The 20,871-nt window shown below is 69.1% G+C and carries 13 protein-coding genes and 1 pseudogene; 5 read left to right on the forward strand and 9 right to left on the reverse strand.

Annotated elements, in window-relative coordinates:
* Positions 1-1,096: 1,096 nt before the first annotated feature.
* Complete coding sequence (locus OG623_RS00005) at positions 1,097-3,778, forward strand: Helicase associated domain protein (RefSeq protein WP_406143076.1); 2,682 nt, start codon at positions 1,097-1,099, stop codon at positions 3,776-3,778.
* Between the two features lie 220 nt (positions 3,779-3,998).
* Here the strand turns inward: OG623_RS00005 and tpg are convergent, their stop codons facing one another.
* The 8 genes and pseudogenes from tpg to OG623_RS00045 form a co-directional block, all read right to left on the reverse strand.
* Positions 3,999-4,556, reverse strand: coding sequence for a telomere-protecting terminal protein Tpg (gene tpg / locus OG623_RS00010; RefSeq protein ID WP_406143078.1), 558 nt, complete (start codon positions 4,554-4,556; stop codon positions 3,999-4,001).
* Positions 4,557-4,568: 12 nt separating this feature from the next.
* Positions 4,569-6,812: a telomere-associated protein Tap gene (gene tap, locus OG623_RS00015; RefSeq protein WP_406143079.1), complete on the reverse strand. Its 2,244-nt coding sequence runs from the start codon at positions 6,810-6,812 to the stop codon at positions 4,569-4,571.
* 201 nt (positions 6,813-7,013) lie between these two features.
* Positions 7,014-7,529: a hypothetical protein gene (locus OG623_RS00020; RefSeq protein WP_406143081.1), complete on the reverse strand. Its 516-nt coding sequence runs from the start codon at positions 7,527-7,529 to the stop codon at positions 7,014-7,016.
* An 866-nt stretch (positions 7,530-8,395) separates the two neighbouring features.
* Positions 8,396-9,811 (reverse strand): lamin tail domain-containing protein, encoded by a 1,416-nt coding sequence (locus tag OG623_RS00025; protein WP_406143083.1) that lies wholly within the window; start codon positions 9,809-9,811, stop codon positions 8,396-8,398.
* Between the two features lie 211 nt (positions 9,812-10,022).
* Positions 10,023-10,775, reverse strand: a pseudogene (locus tag OG623_RS00030) (phosphotransferase family protein).
* Positions 10,776-10,874: 99 nt separating this feature from the next.
* Positions 10,875-11,705 (reverse strand): hypothetical protein, encoded by an 831-nt coding sequence (locus OG623_RS00035; protein WP_406143085.1) that lies wholly within the window; start codon positions 11,703-11,705, stop codon positions 10,875-10,877.
* Positions 11,702-12,958: a glycosyltransferase family 4 protein gene (locus OG623_RS00040; protein WP_406151610.1), complete on the reverse strand. Its 1,257-nt coding sequence runs from the start codon at positions 12,956-12,958 to the stop codon at positions 11,702-11,704. Before OG623_RS00040 ends, OG623_RS00035 begins: the two co-directional genes overlap by 4 nt.
* Positions 12,959-13,627: 669 nt before the next feature.
* On the reverse strand, positions 13,628-14,386 hold the full coding sequence (locus OG623_RS00045; protein WP_406143087.1) for a siderophore-interacting protein: 759 nt from the start codon (positions 14,384-14,386) through the stop codon (positions 13,628-13,630).
* A gap of 206 nt (positions 14,387-14,592) precedes the next feature.
* Here OG623_RS00045 and OG623_RS00050 point away from each other — a divergent pair, with 206 nt between their 5' ends.
* The 4 genes from OG623_RS00050 (at position 14,593) to OG623_RS00065 (ending at position 20,228) form a co-directional block, all read left to right on the forward strand.
* Positions 14,593-15,510, forward strand: coding sequence for an NAD-dependent protein deacetylase (locus OG623_RS00050; RefSeq protein WP_406143089.1), 918 nt, complete (start codon positions 14,593-14,595; stop codon positions 15,508-15,510).
* Between the two features lie 102 nt (positions 15,511-15,612).
* Complete coding sequence (locus tag OG623_RS00055; protein ID WP_406143091.1) at positions 15,613-16,224, forward strand: TetR family transcriptional regulator; 612 nt, start codon at positions 15,613-15,615, stop codon at positions 16,222-16,224.
* A 92-nt stretch (positions 16,225-16,316) separates the two neighbouring features.
* Positions 16,317-17,798: an FAD-dependent monooxygenase gene (locus OG623_RS00060; RefSeq protein WP_406143092.1), complete on the forward strand. Its 1,482-nt coding sequence runs from the start codon at positions 16,317-16,319 to the stop codon at positions 17,796-17,798.
* A gap of 99 nt (positions 17,799-17,897) precedes the next feature.
* Positions 17,898-20,228 (forward strand): FUSC family protein, encoded by a 2,331-nt coding sequence (locus OG623_RS00065; protein ID WP_406143094.1) that lies wholly within the window; start codon positions 17,898-17,900, stop codon positions 20,226-20,228.
* Here the strand turns inward: OG623_RS00065 and OG623_RS00070 are convergent.
* Positions 20,216-20,743 carry a secreted protein/lipoprotein gene (locus tag OG623_RS00070; protein WP_406143096.1) on the reverse strand — a complete coding sequence of 176 codons (528 nt, stop codon included), beginning with the start codon at positions 20,741-20,743 and terminating at the stop codon, positions 20,216-20,218. The genes OG623_RS00065 and OG623_RS00070 overlap by 13 nt on opposite strands.
* Positions 20,744-20,871 lie beyond the last annotated feature (128 nt).

The raw sequence follows: 20,871 nt of genomic DNA on the forward strand, positions 1-20,871 counted from the left end.
ATCGCTGCGCGATATGCAAGCGGGGCGGTCGCTGCGCTCCCGCTGGCCCTCGCGATGCGAGGGCGGTCCCCTCCGCTGCGCTCCAGGGACCGGTGGAGCCGGCCGCTGCGCGCCCGGCTGGCCGCGCATCGCGCGGCCGTGGCTGGCGGCGTGTCAAGGTACAGGTATTGGGGGTCTTCAGTAAGGGAGTTGAGAGTGCTCCGCACCTCTTGGGCGGGTCCGCTGCGCTCCCCCGTCTGACGGTCCTTCCCGCTGCGCCTCCAGTCCCTTGGGGCCCGCTGGCGCGGGCCGGGCTGGCTGCAAGGGGTGGGGGTCGCTCGTTGGTATGAGGTCTAGTGTACCGTGTGCATCAATTTGATGCAGCATGTACCGTTGGCAGAAACATGGGACACCCCCAACCGCCCGGGAGCCTTCCCTAAATTCCGAGAGGAACGGCCTCAGGTGACTGTTCACCACGAATCTACCGGACCCCATCCCAATCGAGTGCCGGGTTCTGTGCGTCGGGTGACGCAGTACCAGACAGCGGGCGTGAACGCCCGGTTGAAGCTGTTCGCGCTCCTGGAGGCGCAGGGGTGCCCGCAAGCGAGGCGGACGACCTGATGGCCGCGCTGGAGGCCCGCTGTTCGCGGACGGATAGGACAAAGGCGTGACGGCCATGAGGGAGGCCCTGGTGGCATCGCGGATCGGGACTGGTCATGGGCGCGGCGGTCAATCTGCCGAAGCGGCTGAACTGCCGTACACATGGCGTACGTGAGACAGCGTGAGCGGGTTGGCCTGGTGTGGCTGGAGAGGCTCGTCCGGGAGACCGTGTTGCCGCGCACGCACCCGAACACCACGCAGTCGCGGCGGGTGCTGGAGGCGCTGGGCGAGGCCGGATGTCTGTGCGCGGCGGGGGGGGATGTCCAGTGGGGACGTCATCTTCTGCATGCGCAAGACCGGGCACTACGCCCCGGACGACAAGCCGTCCTTCATGGACAGAAAAGCCCGGCGGCTGGCATCTCACGGACGTGTCGATCTGGGACGACTCCGCCTACGCACATCTACACATGGCCATCTGAGGCACCACCAGGAAATGGGCATCGGGAGAGCAAAGTAAATGTCTGTGATTCCACTCAAGGAACATCAAGTAGACCAAAAGTCGAGCTTCCGAAACTGGGTCGGATTCCCTGCAAGATCACCTGTGCCTCCGGAGGGGGCCCGCGCCACTGGGGTGTCGGCGACCGGATCCGGGAAGACGATCATGGCCGCCGCGAGCGCGCTGGAGTGCTTCCCGGACGGGCGGATCCTCGTGATGGTGCCCACCCTGGACCTGATCGTGCAGAGCGCCCAGTCCTGGCGCCGGGTCGGACACCGCGCGCCGATGGTCGCCGTCTGCAGGGTGGACAAGGACGAGGTCCTGGAGCAGCTCGGGGTGCGCACCACCACCAACGCCATCCAGCTCGCGCTGTGGGCAGGGTCCGGGCCGGTGGTCGTGTTCGCCACGTACGCGTCCCTGGTTGACCGCGAGGATCCCACCGACGTCACCGGCCGCCGGAAGGTCCGGGGGCCGCTGGAGGCGGCGCTGGCGGGTGGGGAGCAGCTGTACGGGCAGCGGATGGCCCCGTTCGACCTGGCGGTTCTGGACGAGGCTCACATGACGGCCGGGGACATGGGGCGGCCCTGGGCTGCGATCCACGACCAGTCGCGGATTCCGGTTGATTTCCGGCTGTACCTGACCGCTACCCCGCGGATCCTGGCCGCGCCGCGGCCACAGCGGGGGCGGGACGGGAAGGAGTTGGTGATCGCCTCGATGGAGGACGACAGCGTCACCTATGGCAACAGGATCTTCGACCTCGGACTGGCGGAAGCCGTCGAGCGGGCGATCCTTGCCGGGTTCGAGATCGACGTGCTGGAGATCCGGGACCCCGACCCGATCCTGGGTCTGCCCGAGGATGCTCTGCGCGGCCGGCGGCTCGCGCTGCTCCAGGCCGCGCTGCTGGAGCATGCGGCGCAGATGAACCTGCACACCGTCATGACTTTCCATCAGCGGGTCGAGGAAGCGGAGGCGTTCGCGGAGCAGATGCCGCGTACGGCAGCCGAGCTCTACGCAACCGAGGCGTCCGAGGCTGCTCTCGCTCACGCGAAGGAGCTGTCGGCCTCCTCCATCGACGCCTCGCTGTACGAGCTCGAGGACGGCCGCCACGTGCCCTCGGACAGGGTCTGGGCCGGCTGGCTGTGCGGCGACCACCCCATCGCCCACCGGCGCGAGCTCATCCGCCAGTTCGCAGACGGCATCAACGCCGCGAACCGGCGAGTCCATCGGGCATTCCTCGCCTCCGTACGCGCCCTCGGCGTCGGCGTCGACATCACCGGACTGCGCGGTGTGGAAGCGGTGTGCATCGTCGGCTCCCGCAGCTCCCAGGTCGACATCGTCCAGAACATCGGGCGGGCGCTGCGCCCGAATCCGGACGGCAGCACGAAGGTCGCGCGGATCATCATCCCGATCTTCCTGCGGCCCGGTGAGGACCCCAGGGACATGGTCGCCTCCGCCAGCTACCAGCCTCTCGTCGACATCCTCCAGGCCCTGCGCTCACACTCGGAGCGCCTCGTCGAGCAGCTCGCCTCGCGTGCCCTGACCCGCGGCGCCGAGCGCCGGCTTCTCCACGTCCGCCCTGCCCCCGCGGGAGGAACCGGCGGCGGGGGGAACGGCGGGGGCGTCGAGGAAACCAGTGAGGCGCAGCGGGAGATCGAGCGCGTCACCCAGGTCGTGGTCAACTTCGCCCGCCCCCGTGACGCCGCCGACATCGCTGCTCTGACCCGCTGCCGCGTCATCCGGCCCGAGTCCCTGGTCTGGCTCGAGGGCTACCAAGCCCTCGTCCGCTGGCGGAAGGAGAACGAGATCACCGGCCTGCACGCCGTCGCCTACGACACCGAGGCGGCCGTGGGCGCGACGACGGACTTCCCTCTGGGCAGATGGGTCCACCAGCAGCGAAGAGCGCTGCGTGCCGGTGAGCTCGGTCCCCACCGCAAGGAGCTCCTCGACCTGCCGGAAGCCGGGATGGTGTGGGAGCCGGCTGAGGAAGCCTGGGAGACGAAGCTCGCCATGCTCCGCTCCTACCACCGGGCCACCGGACACCTCGCCCCCAGGCAGAATGCTGTGTGGGGCGAGGGCGAGGCGGTGGTGCCCGTCGGACAGCACATGACCAACCTCCGCCGGAAGGGGCAGAAGAACGGCCTGGGCGGGGACTCGGAGCGGGCCGCCGTGCGCGCGGCGCAGCTGACGGAGATCGACCCGGACTGGGACTGCCCATGGCCGCTGGACTGGCAACGCCACCACCGCGTCCTCGCAGACCTCGCCGACGCCGACGGGCACCTCCCCGACATCCAGCCCGGCGTACTGATGGACGGCGACGACCTGGGGAAGTGGCTGAAGCAGCAGAAACAGCCGGTTACCTGGGCAAGGCTCCTGCCCGAGCAACAAGAGCGCCTCACCCGGCTGGGCGTGAGGCCCGATGAGCCGTCGTCTCCCGCCCCCGCAGCGCTGCGTGCGGCGAAGGGGCCGAGCAAGGCGCAGCAGGCGTTCCAGCGCGGCCTGGCAGCCATGGCGCAGTGGGTGGAGCGGGAGGGCGCCCACCGGCCGGTGCCCCGCGCCCACGGCGAGGAGATCACCGTCGAGGGCAAGGCGGAGCCGGTGATCGTGAAACTGGGCGTGTGGGTCTCGAACGCCAAGTCGAGGCGCGACAAGCTCACCGCGGAACAGCTGGCCGCGCTGCGGAAGCTCGGCGTGGAATGGGCCTGACACCGTCTCCGGCTGATCGTTTGAACCGTCTGGACACGCGAAGTGCGCAGAGACTCCGGGGAGTCGGGTCCTGGATCTTGTGCGGTCAGTGCTCGAGTTCGAGCGGTAGACCACAGGCCCAGTGTCGAGCAGGAGTGCGGCCGACAGTCTCGCTCAGGGCGCTGTCGGAACGCGGGGACGGCCTGCAGCAGCGGGAGCCGTCTGCCGTTGGGCGCGGCTGCTAGAGCCCGAACTCCAGGTGCTCGATGTCCGTAAAACGGACCTCCTCCAGGCTGCCGGCGCGGCGGCCGTTGTCCTGGAAGTACACCTCTTTGAGCGCTTCGGCAGCGATCTCCTGGAGTTCGCGTTCGCCGGCGCCGGCCTCCTGGGCCTCGAAGAGGCGGGCGGCGTGCTGCGGGGGCAGGGCGACGGTCAGGTGCCGGATGCGGTCCTGGTCGGTCGACCCGATCGGCGCGGTGTAGCCCATGCGGGCGCGGGTGTCGATGACGATGCCGCCGGTGGTGGCCGCCTTCTGCCTGGCCTTGGCCCTGATCTGCGGCTGCCACCGGGCCTTCACCTCACGCTCCAGGCGCGCGGCGAGGTCGGCGCGAGGCTTCTTGATCTGGTCCTTCACGTACCGCTCGACGGTGCGCTGGGAGATGTGCAGCATCTGGGCGACCGCCTTGGTGCCCTTGAGCTGCTTGACCAGGTACCGCATCTGCGCGGGCGCGCTTTGGGGTGTCGGGCGGGTGAACGCCTTGTGCACCGCGGCGTCCAGGCCGTCCCCGAACAGGCTCATCGTGCCCTTCTCCTACTCTCCGTTGTCGGCGTCGGTGACGGTGCCGTCCTTGATGTACCGGGCGAGGTTGAGCTCCGGGGCGTTGAACCGGTCACGGACCTCTTCGCCCCACAGGACGCTCTGGGTGCCCTCGTGCTTGACCAGGCCCGGGTTGATGCCGAGCTTGAAGCCGCCGGGCAGCGGCTTGCCGTCCCGGTAGGGCAGGAAGTCCGGGGGGCTGGTGCCGTCGGCCGCGTAGACGACGCAGTCGGAGAGGATCGCGATCGGGTACTGGCCGGTGAACGACGCATGCTTGACGATCTTGCGGTGCAGGTTGATCCGGGTGCGGGAGATGACCGCCGCGCGGATGTCGGGGCGCCAGGTCGGGCGGGACAGGGCGCGCCACGGCTCGCCGGGCCGCCAGCCCTCCCCGCGCGGGCGTTCGCGCAGCTTCCCCAGGCCGCCCTTCACTGTCGCCTTGATGGCCGAGACGGCGATCGCCAGGTGCGGGTCTCGGTTCTTGTAGCTGTCCATCGCCGCGAGGAAGTCCTCCGGCGACAGGTCGGCGTGGATGCCGAGGTCGGCCATCGTGGCGAGGTAGGCGTCACGCAGCCGGTTGTACCAGCTGTCCAGGTAGCGGCCGTTGTCGTACCGGACGTATGCCTCGATCGGCGTAACGTCGTAGCCGAGCTCCACCGCGTAGGCGACGGTGGGCGTGGCGTACCAGGCCGGGCCCTCGGGACGGTCGCCCTTCGGGGTGAACGGGCTGGGCAGCAGACTCGCGTCCAGGTCCGCCCAGGTGTCCTTGGCGGCCTTCACCCGGTTCAGGTCGACGTGGGACAGGTCCACCAGCCATGAGCCGGGCAGCTTCGGGTCGAAGACCGGGTTCTTGACATGGGTGGGCGCGCCGAGGCCGACAGTCAGGCCGTTGGCGCCCGCGCCGAACGCGAGGTTCACGTCGATGCCGACCAGGTGGCGCAGGGTGCACTCGGCATCCGTCATCGGCCGCGCCCAGTCGTACGCCTCCTCGAACAACTTCTCCCCGGGACCACGGACATGGAAGCGCGGGAGGTCCGCCAGGAGCGGGTGTCCGTCGGGCGCCTCGCACGGCGCGCAGTCCACCGGGTCCTTCCCCAGCGAGCCGGGGTTGTGCTCGGAGTGCCGCCTGCCGTCGGTGTCCGGCGCGGATGCGCGGGTCGGCGGGTGCAGGGCGGTCATCAGTTCCAGGCCGGTGACGGCCGTGGAGCCGCGCGGCGTCATCACCCGGGCGGCGTACACGCCCAGGAGGCGGGCGAGTTCCGCCGGCGGGAGCCGCCCGGCCTCGCCCCAGTGCCGGGTGTCCAGCGCGTTCCAGGAGGGGATGCACAGTTGCACGCAGGCCCGCTCCGAACCCTGCGCGGGGCGGTAGATCCGGGCCCACGGCCCCAGGCCGCGCTTGGTCAGCATCCAATCGGCGCGGGCGAGCTGCTTGACGGCCTTGTGGTTGTCCGGGATCCGCCCGGCGAGCCGCTCCTCGTCTGTGAGGGTGCCCGGGAGGCCGTAGCGCTCCAGCGCGGCCTCGGTGAGCACGAGCAGCGGGTCGGCGTCCTTACCGGGACCAGACAGCTTCGACTGACCGAGTTTCGCCTCGCGCAGTGTCCAGTCCACCAGTGCCGGCAGCGACTTGGCGGGCACGTCCAGGACCAGGCCGCCGACGCAGTACGCCAGTACCTTCCCGTCCTCGATGTCCAGGACCGCCAGCGGGCCGTTCTCGAACCGCAGACCCGTCTCGCCCGCGGGGGGTACGGGCGGGGCCGCCTTCCGTGCGCCCGGACGGCGCGATGTCGACGTCGGCCCGGCGGTGCGCGCAGGACGGAATGCGGTCGATGGAGTGGCGGTGGGGGCAGAGGTCTGGGTGTTCTCGTGTGCCGTCGTCATGGCCGCAGCCCCGCGGGCCGGGCCTGTGTGCTGAGCCCGATCTTCCGGCGCGGGGGCCACGGGGCCGTCGAACATCGCCGGTGCCGCCGTGTCCTCCTCCGCCGCACCGGTGGTGACCGGGGCGGGGTAGAGCCTCGCAAGCCCGTCGAGAAGCCGCGCATACGCGTCACGCTCCGGCGGGCGGGGCTCGGTCTTGCCGGACTCCCAGCCGGACACCGTGGCCCGGCGCACCTGCAGCGCGGTGGCCACCTCGTCGATCGTCAGGCCGTGCGCGGCACGCAGCCTCTTGCGCTCCGCCGGCGGCGGAAGCACGGCGCGGGACGCGAGCAGCGCATCGACCGCGTCGAACAACTCGGACATGGAGCACCTCCCGACTGGGAGCCTACCCCATGAACCGCACGGATCACGTACGTTCGCCGTTCGAACAGCGTACATATGGCGTGCTTTTCAGGTGATGGTGTTCCAGGGACCCGGCAGACCGATCTCTCGCAGCGAAGGTCGAGCGGCCGTTACAGCCAGGCTGCCTGGGGCAGGCGATCAGGGACGGGGACTCCCAGGCCGCTACGAGGTCCGTTCCGGGCACGGGCGGGCATCCGGGGCCCCGGCCAGCGGCGCCTCCCACTCATACGGCGTCGCGGTCAGATACAAGCGGCGCTTGGTGCGGACCCGGGAGGAGCCGTGGAACACCGTCCAGTCCCTTGTCCCAGCCGCCCGCGGTGCGGTATGCCTCATCCACGTCGCGAGAACGAAGACCGCAGCCGGGAAGACGGAGTGCTGGACCTCCTCGATCCGCGGGAGCGAGTCGAGGGTCACGGACACGGTCGCCGACTCGTTCTTCTTGGCACCCTGGGCCAGCCAGTACGCCAGGTGCTCCCCCGAACCCGTGGACACCGCCCCTGCCTCGGCCGGCACGGGATGCTTGCGTACCTCGAGTGAGGACATGGCCATCAGCGGCTCGCGGCGGCCATCCGCACGGGCGGCCTGGGCCCAGCACCACACCAGCAGAAGCCGGGTATCGACGGCCTCGACCGTCCGCAGGGCGATCAGCGTCCTGCCCGTGCCGCACGCGAACACCATGTGACCACACGAACCCGGCTTCCTGGGGCCGCGTAGCCCGCTGTGAACCACCGCCTGCCGGCCGGAGCGCAGCATACAGCGGACGGGCGCGACGGCGTCGGCCAGAGACGGGGGGCGGTCCGGGGCGACAGAGCTGAGGTCTCGGCGGCCATCAGGTGGTCCTTGAGAGAACCGGCCGAACGCCGCAGGGCGGAAGGCCCCGCGACGACATCGACCATCGCCTCAACCAGATCGGTCCAGTGGGTGAGAACCTTGACCACCACGGCCGTACCGAAGATCTCCAACACACTGGTCGCCAGAGGCCACCGACCGCTGCCACATGACGATGGATTCCTCGGCCCGCCCCACCGACTTCAGGGCTCCGGCCACCCGGGCCAAGCCAAGTGCCGCAATCGAAGCCCTCCGACCCGTGGAAGGACGGCACTCCGGCATGTCGGAGGGGACGCCTGCTACCCAAGTCCGCTCGTACGGTTCCAGTGAGCCGACAACGACGTACCGGGAACGGCTTGGCGGGCACGTCCAAGACCGGGCCGCCCCCGTGGACCGCGTGGGCGCTTCCGCCGGAGCGGGAACCGCCCCGCTGAACCCGCAGCCTCAGACGCCGTTGGCGATGACCGCACCGGGACGGGGCAGCAAGGCCCTGATCCAGGGATCTGGGACCTGCACGCAGTTCCTTCATGCGCAGTCAGGTGAACTGCCGTCGCGGGAGTGCGCCGGCGTCTTCGGCATACGGGAGAGAGCGCAGGGAGCCCCAGACCCTGCGGTCCGGGGCTCCCTGATCGTGTTCACCCGTCCTTGCCACCCCGGTCCCGCTGCCGTTCAGCCCGGCCGGCCGGTGCCTCCCGGCAACGCGTCACCGTGAAGGATCAGCAGGTGATGGTGCCCCTGCGCAGGGCGTGGCCGCCGTCGTTGGCGTCGTCGGCCCAGTGCACAGGCTTGGAGCCGGCCACGCAAGCATCCGAGCCGGCGAGCGTGAAGCCCTCGTTGTTGTAGTTGGGCATGCCGGCGGGGCGGTCGTAGACAGCGGCCGTGGCGAAGGCACCGGAGGTGTCGACCTTCAACGTGCTGTGCCGGCCCTCGCAGGTGTCGTCGCAGACCGCCCACAAGCGTTCCGCCTGGGGTTCCCACTGCAGTTCCATCACCCCGGCCATACCGCTGCTGAACGAGGCGACACGGGTGTAACTGCCGGAGTCGGTCAGAACATAGCCGTAGATCATGCCCGTGCCCTCCAACCCGACGAAGAACACCCCGCCGCTGTGAGCGCCGTAGCCGGCCGGATCGTACACCGCCCCCGTGGAGGCGTCCCTGAAACCAGCACCGCTCAGGTAGGCGTCGGGAATCCAGGTGATCCCCTCGAAGCCCAGGTTGGAACCCGTCCCGGGCAGATCAGAGGTCAGGTCCCACTCCCTGGAGGCAGCCAGCAACGACCCCGATCCGGTGACGTCGTACCTCAGCACCGACAGGCGGCTGGTGCCCGAAACATCACCATCGCGTTCACTGGCGACGAACACCCCACCCGCAGAACCGGAACCGGCCAGCGTGACACCCTCGCTGTCAGGGCTCCCGGAACCACCGGTGAAACGCAGAACCCTGCCCGAAGACCATCCACCGCCCCCCTCCGGCTCCCAACCACCCACGCCGTCCTGCACCAGCCGCCACAGCTTCCCGCTGTTCTGCACACCCCACAGCACATCACCCTCCTGGAAGAGACCGCTCAGATCCTCCCCGAACACACCGGAAGCATCCGCGGTCTCCACCCCGCTGCCACCCGGCCACACGACCGGACCACCCGGACTCCCGCAGCTGTTCAGGCCACCGAGACTCACAGCCGCCGCCTGCCCGAACTCACCACTGCCGTCCGGGCAACGTGACCAGGACGGATCGGAATGCTCACTCCAGGAAAAGCCATCCACCAAGGTCTCACCGTCAGCAAGATAAAGACGCGCCTCATCACCGGAGCCAAGCCCGAACGAATCCCCGACAACGAACGCCCGAGCCTCACCCGCCGCCAAAGCGCTCCCAGAGGCAATCCTGTAAACGTGATCCCGGTCGCCGTCCCTGAGAACCCAGCCCGAAACATCGACCGTGGCAGTGCCCTTGTTGAACAGCTCGACAGAGTCACCGGCATCCCCCCTGGTCACCACCTCGTTGATACGGACATCATCAAACACAGCCGCATGCGCCACCGGCACAGCACTCAACACGGGAGCGGCCAACAACGGACCGGCCACGAGGAAACCCGCAAGAACACGACGCCTACCGCGGCCGATCGATCTGTACACGAAACCGTCCTGACATGGTCATGAGCAAGACCATTCGATCCTCCCCACCCAGACCCAACAAACCCCTCCCACCAAAAAGACAACCCATGAACGCCAGACACACCCCACGACCACAAGACCGCCGGGCACCCGAACCCCCAGCCCCGGCCCATGACCGGCCGAGCCCACCACCTCCACTCACACCCCCACCCGCAAAGGCCATGCCCGCGACTCACATCCGGGACCTCAACACGCCCACCTCACAGCCCCGCGCGAACGGGTCGAAACCATGCTCCAACAGCCAGCGAACCACCAACAGGCTTCACAACGACCACCACCCGCGGATCACATCAACATCGACCTCGACATCGGTGCCGTAGCCGGCGACGACATCATCGAGATGCTCCTCGTGCCCGAGCGTAAAAGTGGCAAGGTCATACATCGCATCACCCCGGCCCGCCTCGGACCAGTCGATGATGCCCGTGACCTCGTCACCGTCAAGAAAGACATGCGCGATCTGCAGGTCGCCATGCGTGAACACCTCAGTCCACGGCCGGAACACAGCCTCCGCGACCCCGCGGTTACGCGCCACCAGACCGGCAGGCAGAATCCCGTCCCGCACCAGCACCCCGCACTCCTCATCGAGCTCCGCCGCCAGCACACCGCCACTCCGGCTGGCCCTGCCCGACCACGACGGCAACGGCGCATCATGCAGCTCCCGGATAACGGCGCCCGCCGCGGCCCACCCCGCTCCTGACCCGGCCGACGACCCGCCAAGACGCCCCAGCGTCACCCCCGCAAGCGCACCGAGCGCCAGCACAGGCGGCTTACACCACAACACCTCAGGAGTCGGGACCGGCGCCCGGGACATCGCATCGACCTCGATGCTGATACGCGCCTGATCGGCATCCGCCTTCAAGAACACGTCACCGACACGCAAAGTCACACGCTCACCATGAGCGACAACCACTTCGACCTCATCCACGGGCCACCATTATGCCGGGAACCACCCACCGGCGTCGCGGGCTTTCCGGCGTACGACCACACCCGACGGCGTCCACGACGCACCTCCCACCGGCCCCCCTCACCCCGTCCCGGACGAAGAAACCTCCACGGACAGGTCGTTGTCAACCGTGTAATACACACGCGCCGACACCCCACCAGCCACAACCACCGGATAAACAAAAACCCCTTTACGATCCGCGATGTCATCCAACAACCGAGCCACCCGAACCCGCGGCGCGCCCAAAGCCGGGCGCACGAACACGTCCCACACCACCTGCTCCCCGCCACCCGGAGCAAGCTCCCGGCAGCCGACCGTGAACGAGAAATCCTGACCATCCCCGGCATCGAGCACCGCCTCCCGCACCACCGAGGCCTGCCCCCGACGGACCAGCGACACCGACGCGCCCTCCCCCAGCCGGGCACCGAGCAGACGCGCCGCCACCGTCACCGAGCCGCCCCCGAGCACAATCCGGCCGGCCTCCGCATGCGCCGCCCGCATCCAGGCGCGCACAGCCAATCGCCCATCCTTGGTGACATAAGGAATCCGGACCGCCAACGGCACCCTCCCGCCGCCCGACACCAGCTCCCGCAGATCACGCAGACCAGGCAGCAGCGCCATACGCTCCTCCCCCGGCACACCCACCACATAGACGTCCCAGCGGCCCTCCTCGAAAGCCGGAGCCGCCTCCAGGACAGCCTGCCACCGGTCCCCGCCCACACACTCCAACGCCACAACCCGTCCGGTCTCCGGCGCCTGCCCCTTCTTCACACGCCGCTGAAAGAGCAGTTGAGGGCTCGACCCTGCAGCCGGTGACAGCTGCACATCCACCACCAGCCGACCGTCCTCACCCACCGACACATCCGCCCGCGGCCTCACCACACCCAGCACACCCTCACCACTGCCGCTCATCCCCGCACCCTCCGCACAGCCCGCACCACACCGCTCGCCGCGACGAGCGCCACGTCCCTGGCCGCGTAACCACCACTCACCAAAGCACTGTCCGCCCCACCCACCGACACCCCGCCACCGCTCCGGGCCGCCAACAACTCCTCGAACAAACCCTCCGCCTGCGCCACCACAGGACCCGGCGCATAACGCCGGGAATTCTCCACAGCCGCACACCCCATACGACGCCGCAGACCGTCGTCACGCACAAGATCCAGCAGAGCCCCCGCCAACGCCTCCCGGTCCCCCACAGGAACCAGCCGGCCGTCCTCACCCGCAGAAATGATCTCGCCCGGGCCGTACGCGCAATCGGTACTCACCACAGGCAGTCCACACCGCATCGCCTCGACGATGGTCATACCGAACGGCTCAAAACTCGACGTCGCCACACCGATCGAGCCCTTCACCCACTCCGCTTCCATCGGAGTGACCGCACCCATCAGGAACACATTGTTGTACAACCCCAACCGATCAATAAGCCCACGCAACCGCTCCCCTTCCTCGCCCCTGCCATAAATACGCAAAACCCAATCAGGACACTCGGTCACCACCGACGCAAACGCCTCGATCAAAAGATCGAAACGCTTCACCGGCACCAGCCGCCCAGCGGCGACCACCACACGCTCATCACCCCCCGCCGGGGCCAGGGTCGGAGTCGGAACACTGTTGGGCAACGCCCGCACCCGCACACCCGGCAGCCGCATCCTGCGCCGGTAAACAGCCGCGTCCGCCTCCGTGACAGTGGTGACCGCGTCCAGACGCCGATACGCCCGGCGCAGGACATTACGCAGACGCGGCGGATGATTGTTCAGCGTGAGGTGCTCCTGCCCGACCCGCACCACCCGCGCGGGAGCCTGAAGCGCAACATGAACATTGAGCCCCGGACGGGTCCCCACCACGACGTCGGCGTCGATCGACGCCAGGGCCTCACCGATCCGCTCATCGGTCAGCGCACTGTACTGGCCGAAACGGTACTCGGACGCCGGGAAGACCCTCGCCGGAGCCAGATGACGCGGATCGTTCTTCTCCCGCCGAAGGTCCACCAACGCCCTCAACCGCACCCGGGGATCAAGCACGAGATTCGGCTGCTCCCGATGACGGAACACCGAAACGATCTCGACGTCGTGCCGAGCCGCCAGCGCCCCCGCCAGGTTGAACGTCGTGGTAATCGTCCCCCCTATCCCATACCCGTTATGAATGAAAAGTGAGATTTTCATACCGTGCATGACGGTCAGCACTCCCGAGAGGTTGCCTCCGCAACCCCCCGGCAAGAAAAAAGATCCCTCGCCGTAACCCGGCCGGACCGGACCGCTCAGAGACCGGTGACCACCCAGGTGCGACGTCCGGCCGGCCCGTGCCCGTACCGCACCCGGTGGCGGACCGATGGGCGGTGAGCTGACGCAGGACGTCGTCCCCGCTCGTCGAGTGACCGGGGGCCAGACCTCCCTGAGAGAGGACCAGCAAGCACACCTGCCGTTCCTGATCGGACAGATGCACCGTGACCCGGGATCCGGAGTCCGCGGTCGCTGTCGCGGTCTCGACGAGAAGCGTCACCATCTGGCCGACCGTGCCGGCCGCCTCCGGGGAGAGTCGGTACCCCCATGTGCCGAGCTTGCTCAACACCCCGGGCCGGACCCCGGGCCGGGCCTTGCCCTCAGCCCAGGCCCCGATTCCAGAACCCGGTTCGTGCAACGGCGGTTCGCCATCACCACCCCGCGCCTCGCGGACCCTGAGGAGTGGGCGGAACTCAACGGCACCGCTACCCCGACACAGTAGGCGCAGCCCCGGCGGCAATATGGGGAGTCAGTCCCATTCGCCGCATTCCCGCCCGGCGGCCCCCTCGTGCTCGATCCGCGGCGTGCCGTCCAGCCCTTGGGCGCGTCGGATCAGGCGTGTACAGGTTCCCGCTTCTTTTCGGTGGCCACCGGGGTGGTGGACGGCGTACCGCGCCAGTAACCGCAGAAGTAGATCTGCTGCTTGTCGATACCTCGTTCGTTCACCAGATAACGACGTACGGACGTGGCCAGAGCGGACTCGCCCGCCACCCAGACGTACGGGGTGCCGGGCGGGAAGGGCAGGGCGCGCAGGGCCTCCACGGCCCGGGTACCGGGAGAACCCGAGCGGTACAGCCAGGTCGCCTCGCCTGCCAGGTCCAACTCGTCCTGTTCGTCCTTGACCTCGAGCAGTGTGTGCACGGGGGTACGGACACCTTCCAGCATGCACGCGATGGCGGGCAGGGCCGTCTCGTCGCCGATCAGCAGCTGCCAGTCCGCGTCGCCCGGCTGGTACCGGGCACCGTCGCTGAGGATTCCGATCCGGTCGCCCGGCTTGGCGGCGCAGGCCCAGGCCGACGCAGGACCGCTGTCGCCGTGCAGTGCGAAGTCGACGTCGAGCCGACGCCGGGCGTGGTCGATACGGCGCACCGTGTAGTTGCGCACAACGGGGCGGCGATCAGCCGGCATCGCCTGCAGTTCGGTCCACCAGTCCGCGCTGGTCGGCAGCTGCAGATCGTCCCCGACCGGCAGGAAAAGCCGCACCAGGTGGTCGGCTCCGGCGTGGTGGAAGTCGACCACGTCGTCCCCGGCCAGGGTGATCCGGACCATGCGAGGCGCGATCCGCCGCACCTCGGCGACGGTCACGAACATGGGTCGCTGCGGTGGCACTTCACGAGCTGCGGGCGCTGGGGACATCGAAGAACCACTCCTCAACCAGGGACACCGTTATTAGGTTAGGTTTAGCTTAGTCGCAATGCGCTTGAGCGCCACACCGGCCCTGCTGGGAAACGGGCTCACCGTGCCCGCCTCGACCACAGGGCGACGGGGTGCCGCGGCCTGTTCCGTACCCTGGTGGCATGCGTATGCGCCCCACTCTGAGCTGGACCCCCGGCGACGACCTGCCGCCCGGCACCACGGATCCGGGACCGGTCACCGATGCGCTGAGCACCGGCGGCGTGCTGGTACTCAGCGGGGCGGGAATGTCCACGGAGTCGGGCATCCCCGACTACCGGGGTGAGGGCGGGAGCCTGAGCCGGCACACGCCGATGACCTACCAGGAGTTCACCGCCGATGCCCAGGCGCGGCGCCGGTACTGGGCGCGCAGTCATCTCGGCTGGCGCACGTTCGGGCGTGCGCGGCCCAACGACGGGCACCGGGCCGTGGCCGCGTTCGGGCGGCATGGGCGGCTCTCGGGTGTGATCACACAGAACGTCGACAGCCTGCACCAGGCCGCCGGCAGCCAGGACGTCGTGGAGCTCCACGGAAGTCTGGACCGGGTTGTCTGTCTTTCGTGCGGCACCTTCAGCTCGCGCCGCGAACTCGCCCTGCGGCTCGATGAAATCAATGCGGGCTTCGCACCGGTGGCCGCCGAGATCAACCCGGACGGTGACGCCGACCTCACGGACGAACAGGTCGGGGACTTCCGCGTGGCTCCTTGTACGGTCTGCGGCGGCATTCTCAAACCGGACGTGGTGTTCTTCGGCGAATCCGTGCCCCCGCAGCGGGTCGAGCACTGCCGTGCACTGGTTCGAGAGGCGGCCTCGCTGCTGGTCCTTGGCTCGTCGCTGACCGTGCTGTCCGGGCTCAGGTTCGTCCGCCAGGCGGCCGAGGCCGCCAAGCCCGTGCTGATCGTCAACAGGGATCCGACCCGTGGTGACCGGTACGCCGTCACCCGCCTCGCGCTCCCGCTGGGAACCACCCTCACCGCCGTCGCGGACCGGCTCGGGATCCCTCTCGACGACGATGGTGTGGCCGGGCAACGGGACGGTGCGTGACCGCTCCGGCACTCCGGGCCCGAACTCAGGGCACCGGCCGGTGATACTTTTTTGCGTGGCACGCAATAGTGCGTGGCACGCACTTTTTGCTACCCTGGGTGCGTGAGTGGTCTTCGGGAACGCAAGAAGGAAGCCACGCGGGCAGCTCTGAGCTGGGCCGCGATCAGGCTTACGGTCGAGCGCGGGTTCAACGCGGTCAAGGTCGAGGACATCGCCGAAGCGGTCGGCGTGTCGTCACGTACGTTCAACAACTACTTCTCCAGCAAGGCCGAGGCCATCGCCTTCCGGCACCTCGAGCGCTCACTGCGGGTCGCAGCCGAGCTGCGTCAGGGACCCCCCGGTGAGCCCTTGTGGGAGGCGATCACCCGCGCGGTGCTGCGGCAGCTGGAGCCGGGCCCGGAGGTGCGGCACATGCCTCCGCAGGAGCCCGCCGAATGGGCGGCCGGCCTGAGGGTGATGCTGGCCGAGCCCGCGCTGGAGGCCGAGATGCTCCGCGCGAGCAAGATCGCGGAGAAGGAGCTGGCCTCGGCGGTCGCCGACCGCACAGGCACCGATTCCGAGTCCGACCTCTATCCCCGGCTGGTGGCCGCGAATGTGATGGCGACCAATGGCGTCGCGATCGAACTGTACGTACAGGGCGGCACGGAGCAGCCGATGGAGGTCCTGCTGTCCAGGGCACTGAAAATGCTGGCCACCGGATTGCCCACTCCCTAGCCTGCGCCCACCTCACGCAAGATCCCCGCGGCCATGTCCCCTTGGCCGCGCCCCCTTCCATCTCTCCGAACAGTCCGAGCAGGAGGATTCTCATGTGGGACGTAGTAATCGTCGGCGGTGGCCCGAACGGGCTGATGCTCGCCTGCGAGCTGGCGTTGGCCGGGGTGCGTCCGGTCGTGATCGAGCGGCTCACCGGCCCGAAGACCGAGCCCCGTGCGAACGGCCTCGTCGGTCAGATCGTCCGCATGCTCGACCGCCGTGGCCTCTACGCCCGTATCAGCGGATCCGCCGGCCCGCCCCGGCCCGCGCCGCGTTACATGTTCGGTGCGTTCACGCTGGATCTCGCGGACGTCAAGGACAACCCCGTGAGGATTCTCCCGGCGCCGCAGGAGCAGATCGAAAGGGTCCTCTCCGAACGTGCCGTGGAGTTGGGCGTCTCCCTCCGCATGGGGCAGGAAGTGGCGGATGTGGAACAGACCGACGACGTCGTACGCATCACCCTGGGCAGCGGTGAGACGCTCACCGCCCGTTATCTGGTGGGGGCGGACGGCGGACGCAGTACGGTGCGGCGTCTGTCCGGCATCGGCTTCCCCGGCGTGACGGACGACGACTTCGTCTCCCGTTCGGCGAACGTGTCGGTGGCGCCCGAGTACCTCGCCCCGAACGGCGACCTGATCGTCCCGGGTCACGGCAGCCTGCCGGCCCTGCTGTACGTGCGCACGGAGCGCGGGACGATCGTGTGGGCGCTGCTGCCGGGCCGTCCGCCCACACTGCACACCACCGAAGTCGGTACGTCGGACGAGCACGGCGCGCCGATGACCTTCGAGGAGATGATGGCGAGCGCCGAACGCGTGCTGGGCGTGCCTGTCCCGGTGCGTCCGCCGGAGGGTGAAGGGCCGCATCTGCTGCGCCGTCTCACCGGCGGCAACACCCGGCTGGCCGAACGCTACCGGGACGGTCGGGTCCTGCTGCTGGGCGATGCGGCCCATGTGCACTCGGCGATCGGAGGTCCGGGCCTCAACCTGGGCCTGCAGGACGCGGTCAATCTCGGCTGGAAGCTGGCCGGCACGGTGCAGGGGTGGGCCCCCGAGGGTCTGCTGGACACCTACGACGAGGAACGTCGTCCTGTCGCGGAGCGTGTCGTGGCGTCGACCCTGGCCCAGTCGGCGCTGATGCGTCCCGGCCCGGAAGTCACCGCCCTGCGGAGCGTCTTCGGTGAGCTGCTCGCCTCACCCGGCGGCACCGAGCGGATCGCCCACCTGCTCGCAGGCAGCACGGAGGGCTTCGCTCCCGACCTGGAGGTGCGGACCGGAGACGGTACGCGTCGGCTGGCCGAGCTGACGACGACGGCGCGCCCCCTGCTGCTCGACCTCGGCGGTGACTTCTCCGACGCCGCGAGGCCCTGGCGTGACCGGGTGGACGTGGTGAGCGGCAAGTCCGAAGGCACGACCGCGACCGGGCTGCTGCTGCGTCCCGACTGCCATGTCGCGTGGACCGGTTACGGGCCCGACGATGTCAGCGGTCTGCGGACCGCGCTGAACAGATGGTTCGGGGCACCGCTGTGTGAGTCCTGAGGTCCGGACGGCGACGGCTGATGCGCCGGCCGGACCCACGGACGCACACGCCGTGTCACGGACCCGGCAGTCATTCGTCCTCGGGTTCGCCGTCGTGCGATGCTGAACAGCACGTGGGGCACGGTGGGTGGCGGAGGAAAGCGCAGGGTGAGGGCAGTGCGGCGGGGCGCGGCGAGGGTGTGGGACCGGTTCGCGGCGTCCGATCCTGGGCTGTTGCGGCTCACCGCGGGGCTGCGGACCGTCTCGGCGATCGCACTCGCGCTGGTGGTTCTGGCCCTGCTCGACACCGGGGTCAGTCACATGGTGGCCGGTGCGATGACGGCGATGACGGCCACTTTCGCGATCAAGGACAAGCTGGTGCGCGACCAGGCGGTCACGCTTGCCCTCGGACTGCCGGTGGCGCTCGTCGCGATATCGCTGGGCGCGCTGCTGACCTCGCAGGTCATCGCGGGCGATCTGTTCTTCGTCGTCCTCATCTTCGGTGCCGTCTACTGCCGGCGGTTCGGCGAGCGTGGCACGGCACTTGGCCTCATCGGCTTCCAGGTCTACTTCCTCGCCCTGTTCGTCGGTGCCGCGACGGATGCTCTGCCGGCGCTCTATCTGTCGCTGACCGTCGGATTCGCCTCCAGCGCGGTGGTGCGGTTCGCCATCGTTCCGGAAACGCCCCAACGTGTCCTGGCACGACTGCGCGACGCCTTCCGGACGCGGCTGGCTCAACTCGTGTCCATGCAGATCGAGCTGCTCGACGCCGGCCCCGAGCAGCTGGAGAAGGTTCTCGACGACATGCGCCAGCGCACCGCGCGGCTGCATGAGACGGCCCTGATGATCCAGGACCGTCTGGAGGAGGGCACGCAGGACGCGGACAAGGCGTCGCTGCTGCAACGTCGGGTCGCGGATGCCGAGATCGCCACGGAGCGGCTGGGGATGCTGCTGCTGAACGCCCGCAGTGTCGAGCGTGCGGACACCCTGACCCTTCATCTGCCGCACGCGCCTGTGCCGCTCACCGGGGACTGGAGGCCTGCCGAGGACGACGCCACCATCGCCCTTCGCCGGGACCTGAAGGCTCTGCACCTCCTGGTGAGCAGGCCGCCCTCGCGCGACGGCGGCACGGCTGTGGCCCACGTACGCAACAGGCTGCTCGGCTACCGCGAGGAGGAGAGGCTGCCGTCCGCGCCGTCGGGCATCCAGGACGCCTTTCGTGGCATCGGTGAGGCCGCCCGGTCCGTGCTGGGGCTACGGCTCGCGCTGGGCGCTCCGCAGGACGAGTCCGACGACTCCCCGGCCACCATCCGTTCCCGGGAGGAGTTCGACGCGGAGGACATCGCTCTCGGCACCGCCGAGCCGTCCGGGAGTGGGGACAAGGACAAGGATCCTGGAGGGCTGCAGCGTCCCACCACGAGGGCGGCCTTCCAGGTGTCGGTGGGCTCGGTACTGGCCATGATCGGCGGTGAGTTCCTCTCCTCCGACCGCTGGTACTGGGCTGTTCTCACCTGCTGGGTGGTCTTCCTCAACACCGCTTCCACCGGTGAGATCCTGGTCAAGGGCTACCGGCGGCTCCTGGGCACTCTGCTGGGTGCGGTCGCCGGTGTCGCTCTGGCGGGTCTGGTCGGTGACAACACCTGGGTCTCGTTCGCGCTGGTCCTTGTCCTCATCTTCGCGATGTTCTTCAGCGCGCCGCTGTCGTACGCCGTCATGTCCTTCTTCGTCACGGCCATGCTGGGCCTGCTGTACACCTTGCTGAACTCGTACAGCTTCGACGTATTGGTGCTGCGCATCGAGGAGACGGCGATCGGCGCCGCGTGCGGCGTCGTCGCGGCTGTCCTGGTGCTGCCGGTGCGTACCGACCGTCGCACCGACGAACTGCTGGGGACGGTCCTTGAGCGGCTGGGTGATGTCGCGTCCGCAGCGGTGGAACAGCTCAGCGGTGGGCCCGCGTCCGATCTGCTCGGCAAGGCGCGGGGCCTGGACACGGCGCTGGACGAGCTGCGGGATTCGACCAGCCCGTTGACGTATCCCATCGCCCCGCAGCGGGGTCGGCGTCGCACCGTCCGCTATCTGGTGGCGCTGCTGGAGACGTGCGCGTACCACGCCCGTTCGCTCGCGGCGACGGCCGAGCTCGTGCCGCACAGCAGGACTGTCGCGGCCGACCCGCGGCTTCACCGGGCCGGGCAGCGTATCGCCCACAACATCGAGGTGCTCGCCGCGTATGTCGAGGACGAGGAGGCCCGGGGCAAGGTCGAGTCCGGTGCCAGTATCGCCTCGACGCTGCGCGACGACGGTTCGGGCACGGAGCCCTCAGGCACGGTGACCTTCCGCGTGCTGCGGCACCTGCAGCGTCTCGATGAAGGGGTCGTCGGGCTCGCCCGCCCCCTGGACGTGCCCGTCGCCGAGCGCTCCGATGCGAAGGCAGGGCGCGGTCAGCACCCGTGAGTTCTGTCCTCGGTGTACTCCGTGACCGTCCACCGCTCCCCGCGCTCCATCCTCGCCGTGACCACGTACCTCACCTCTTGGTCGGCCGGTGGCGGGAGCCGCCACCCTGTGGTCGTGTCGAGGATCTGCCATCTCGAACTGTCCACACAGTCCCGCACCGTCGCCGTGTTCGGTTGGGCGCCGACCGTGAGCGTGGTGATCTCCGGCTCGTGCCCGAGATCACCACGCATCACCGTGCGTTCCTTGCTCATGCGCGCCAGATCCGCCTCGACGGTGCGCAGTTCGGCCGGCGCCAGGTACCGCCAAAGGTCGGTCTCCCGCGTCGACGCCACGCGGTACGCCTTCGTCTGCTCCGCCCACATCGCGCCGTACGCGTCGAGGACCTCGGTCTCCGTCGCCGGCGACTTCGCGTCGCTCTCGCCGTTCCCGGCGCAGCCACTCAGCGCGAGGAGGCACATCACCGCGCCGCACCGGAGCACGCGGCCCGCCCGGGAGAACTTCTGTCGAGCCGTCACCAGGGTCCCCCGAGCCAGCCGTCGGATATCGGTCACCGGCTCAACGACGTCCGCCCCGGTGAGGTCACCGCTCCCCAGGGGTGACCAGTGGCCGAGAGCTCTCGAAGCGCGGTCAAGTTCTCATCCGT

It is taken from the genome of Streptomyces sp. NBC_01012 (assembly GCF_045162755.1).
Taxonomy (GTDB): Bacteria; Actinomycetota; Actinomycetes; order Streptomycetales; family Streptomycetaceae; genus Streptomyces.

Bases quoted from the DNA above. Each gene is read 5' to 3' on its own strand.
- OG623_RS00005 (WP_406143076.1), top strand. From the start codon at position 1,097: ATGTCTGTGATTCCACTCAAGGAACATCAAGTAGACCAAAAGTCGAGC.
- tpg (WP_406143078.1), bottom strand. From the start codon at position 4,556: ATGAGCCTGTTCGGGGACGGCCTGGACGCCGCGGTGCACAAGGCGTTC.
- tap (WP_406143079.1), bottom strand. From the start codon at position 6,812: ATGTCCGAGTTGTTCGACGCGGTCGATGCGCTGCTCGCGTCCCGCGCC.
- OG623_RS00020 (WP_406143081.1), bottom strand. From the start codon at position 7,529: ATGGTGTTCGCGTGCGGCACGGGCAGGACGCTGATCGCCCTGCGGACG.
- OG623_RS00035 (WP_406143085.1), bottom strand. From the start codon at position 11,705: ATGAGCGGCAGTGGTGAGGGTGTGCTGGGTGTGGTGAGGCCGCGGGCG.
- OG623_RS00040 (WP_406151610.1), bottom strand. From the start codon at position 12,958: ATGAAAATCTCACTTTTCATTCATAACGGGTATGGGATAGGGGGGACG.
- OG623_RS00045 (WP_406143087.1), bottom strand. From the start codon at position 14,386: ATGTTCGTGACCGTCGCCGAGGTGCGGCGGATCGCGCCTCGCATGGTC.
- OG623_RS00050 (WP_406143089.1), top strand. From the start codon at position 14,593: ATGCGTATGCGCCCCACTCTGAGCTGGACCCCCGGCGACGACCTGCCG.
- OG623_RS00060 (WP_406143092.1), top strand. From the start codon at position 16,317: ATGTGGGACGTAGTAATCGTCGGCGGTGGCCCGAACGGGCTGATGCTC.
- OG623_RS00065 (WP_406143094.1), top strand. From the start codon at position 17,898: ATGCTGAACAGCACGTGGGGCACGGTGGGTGGCGGAGGAAAGCGCAGG.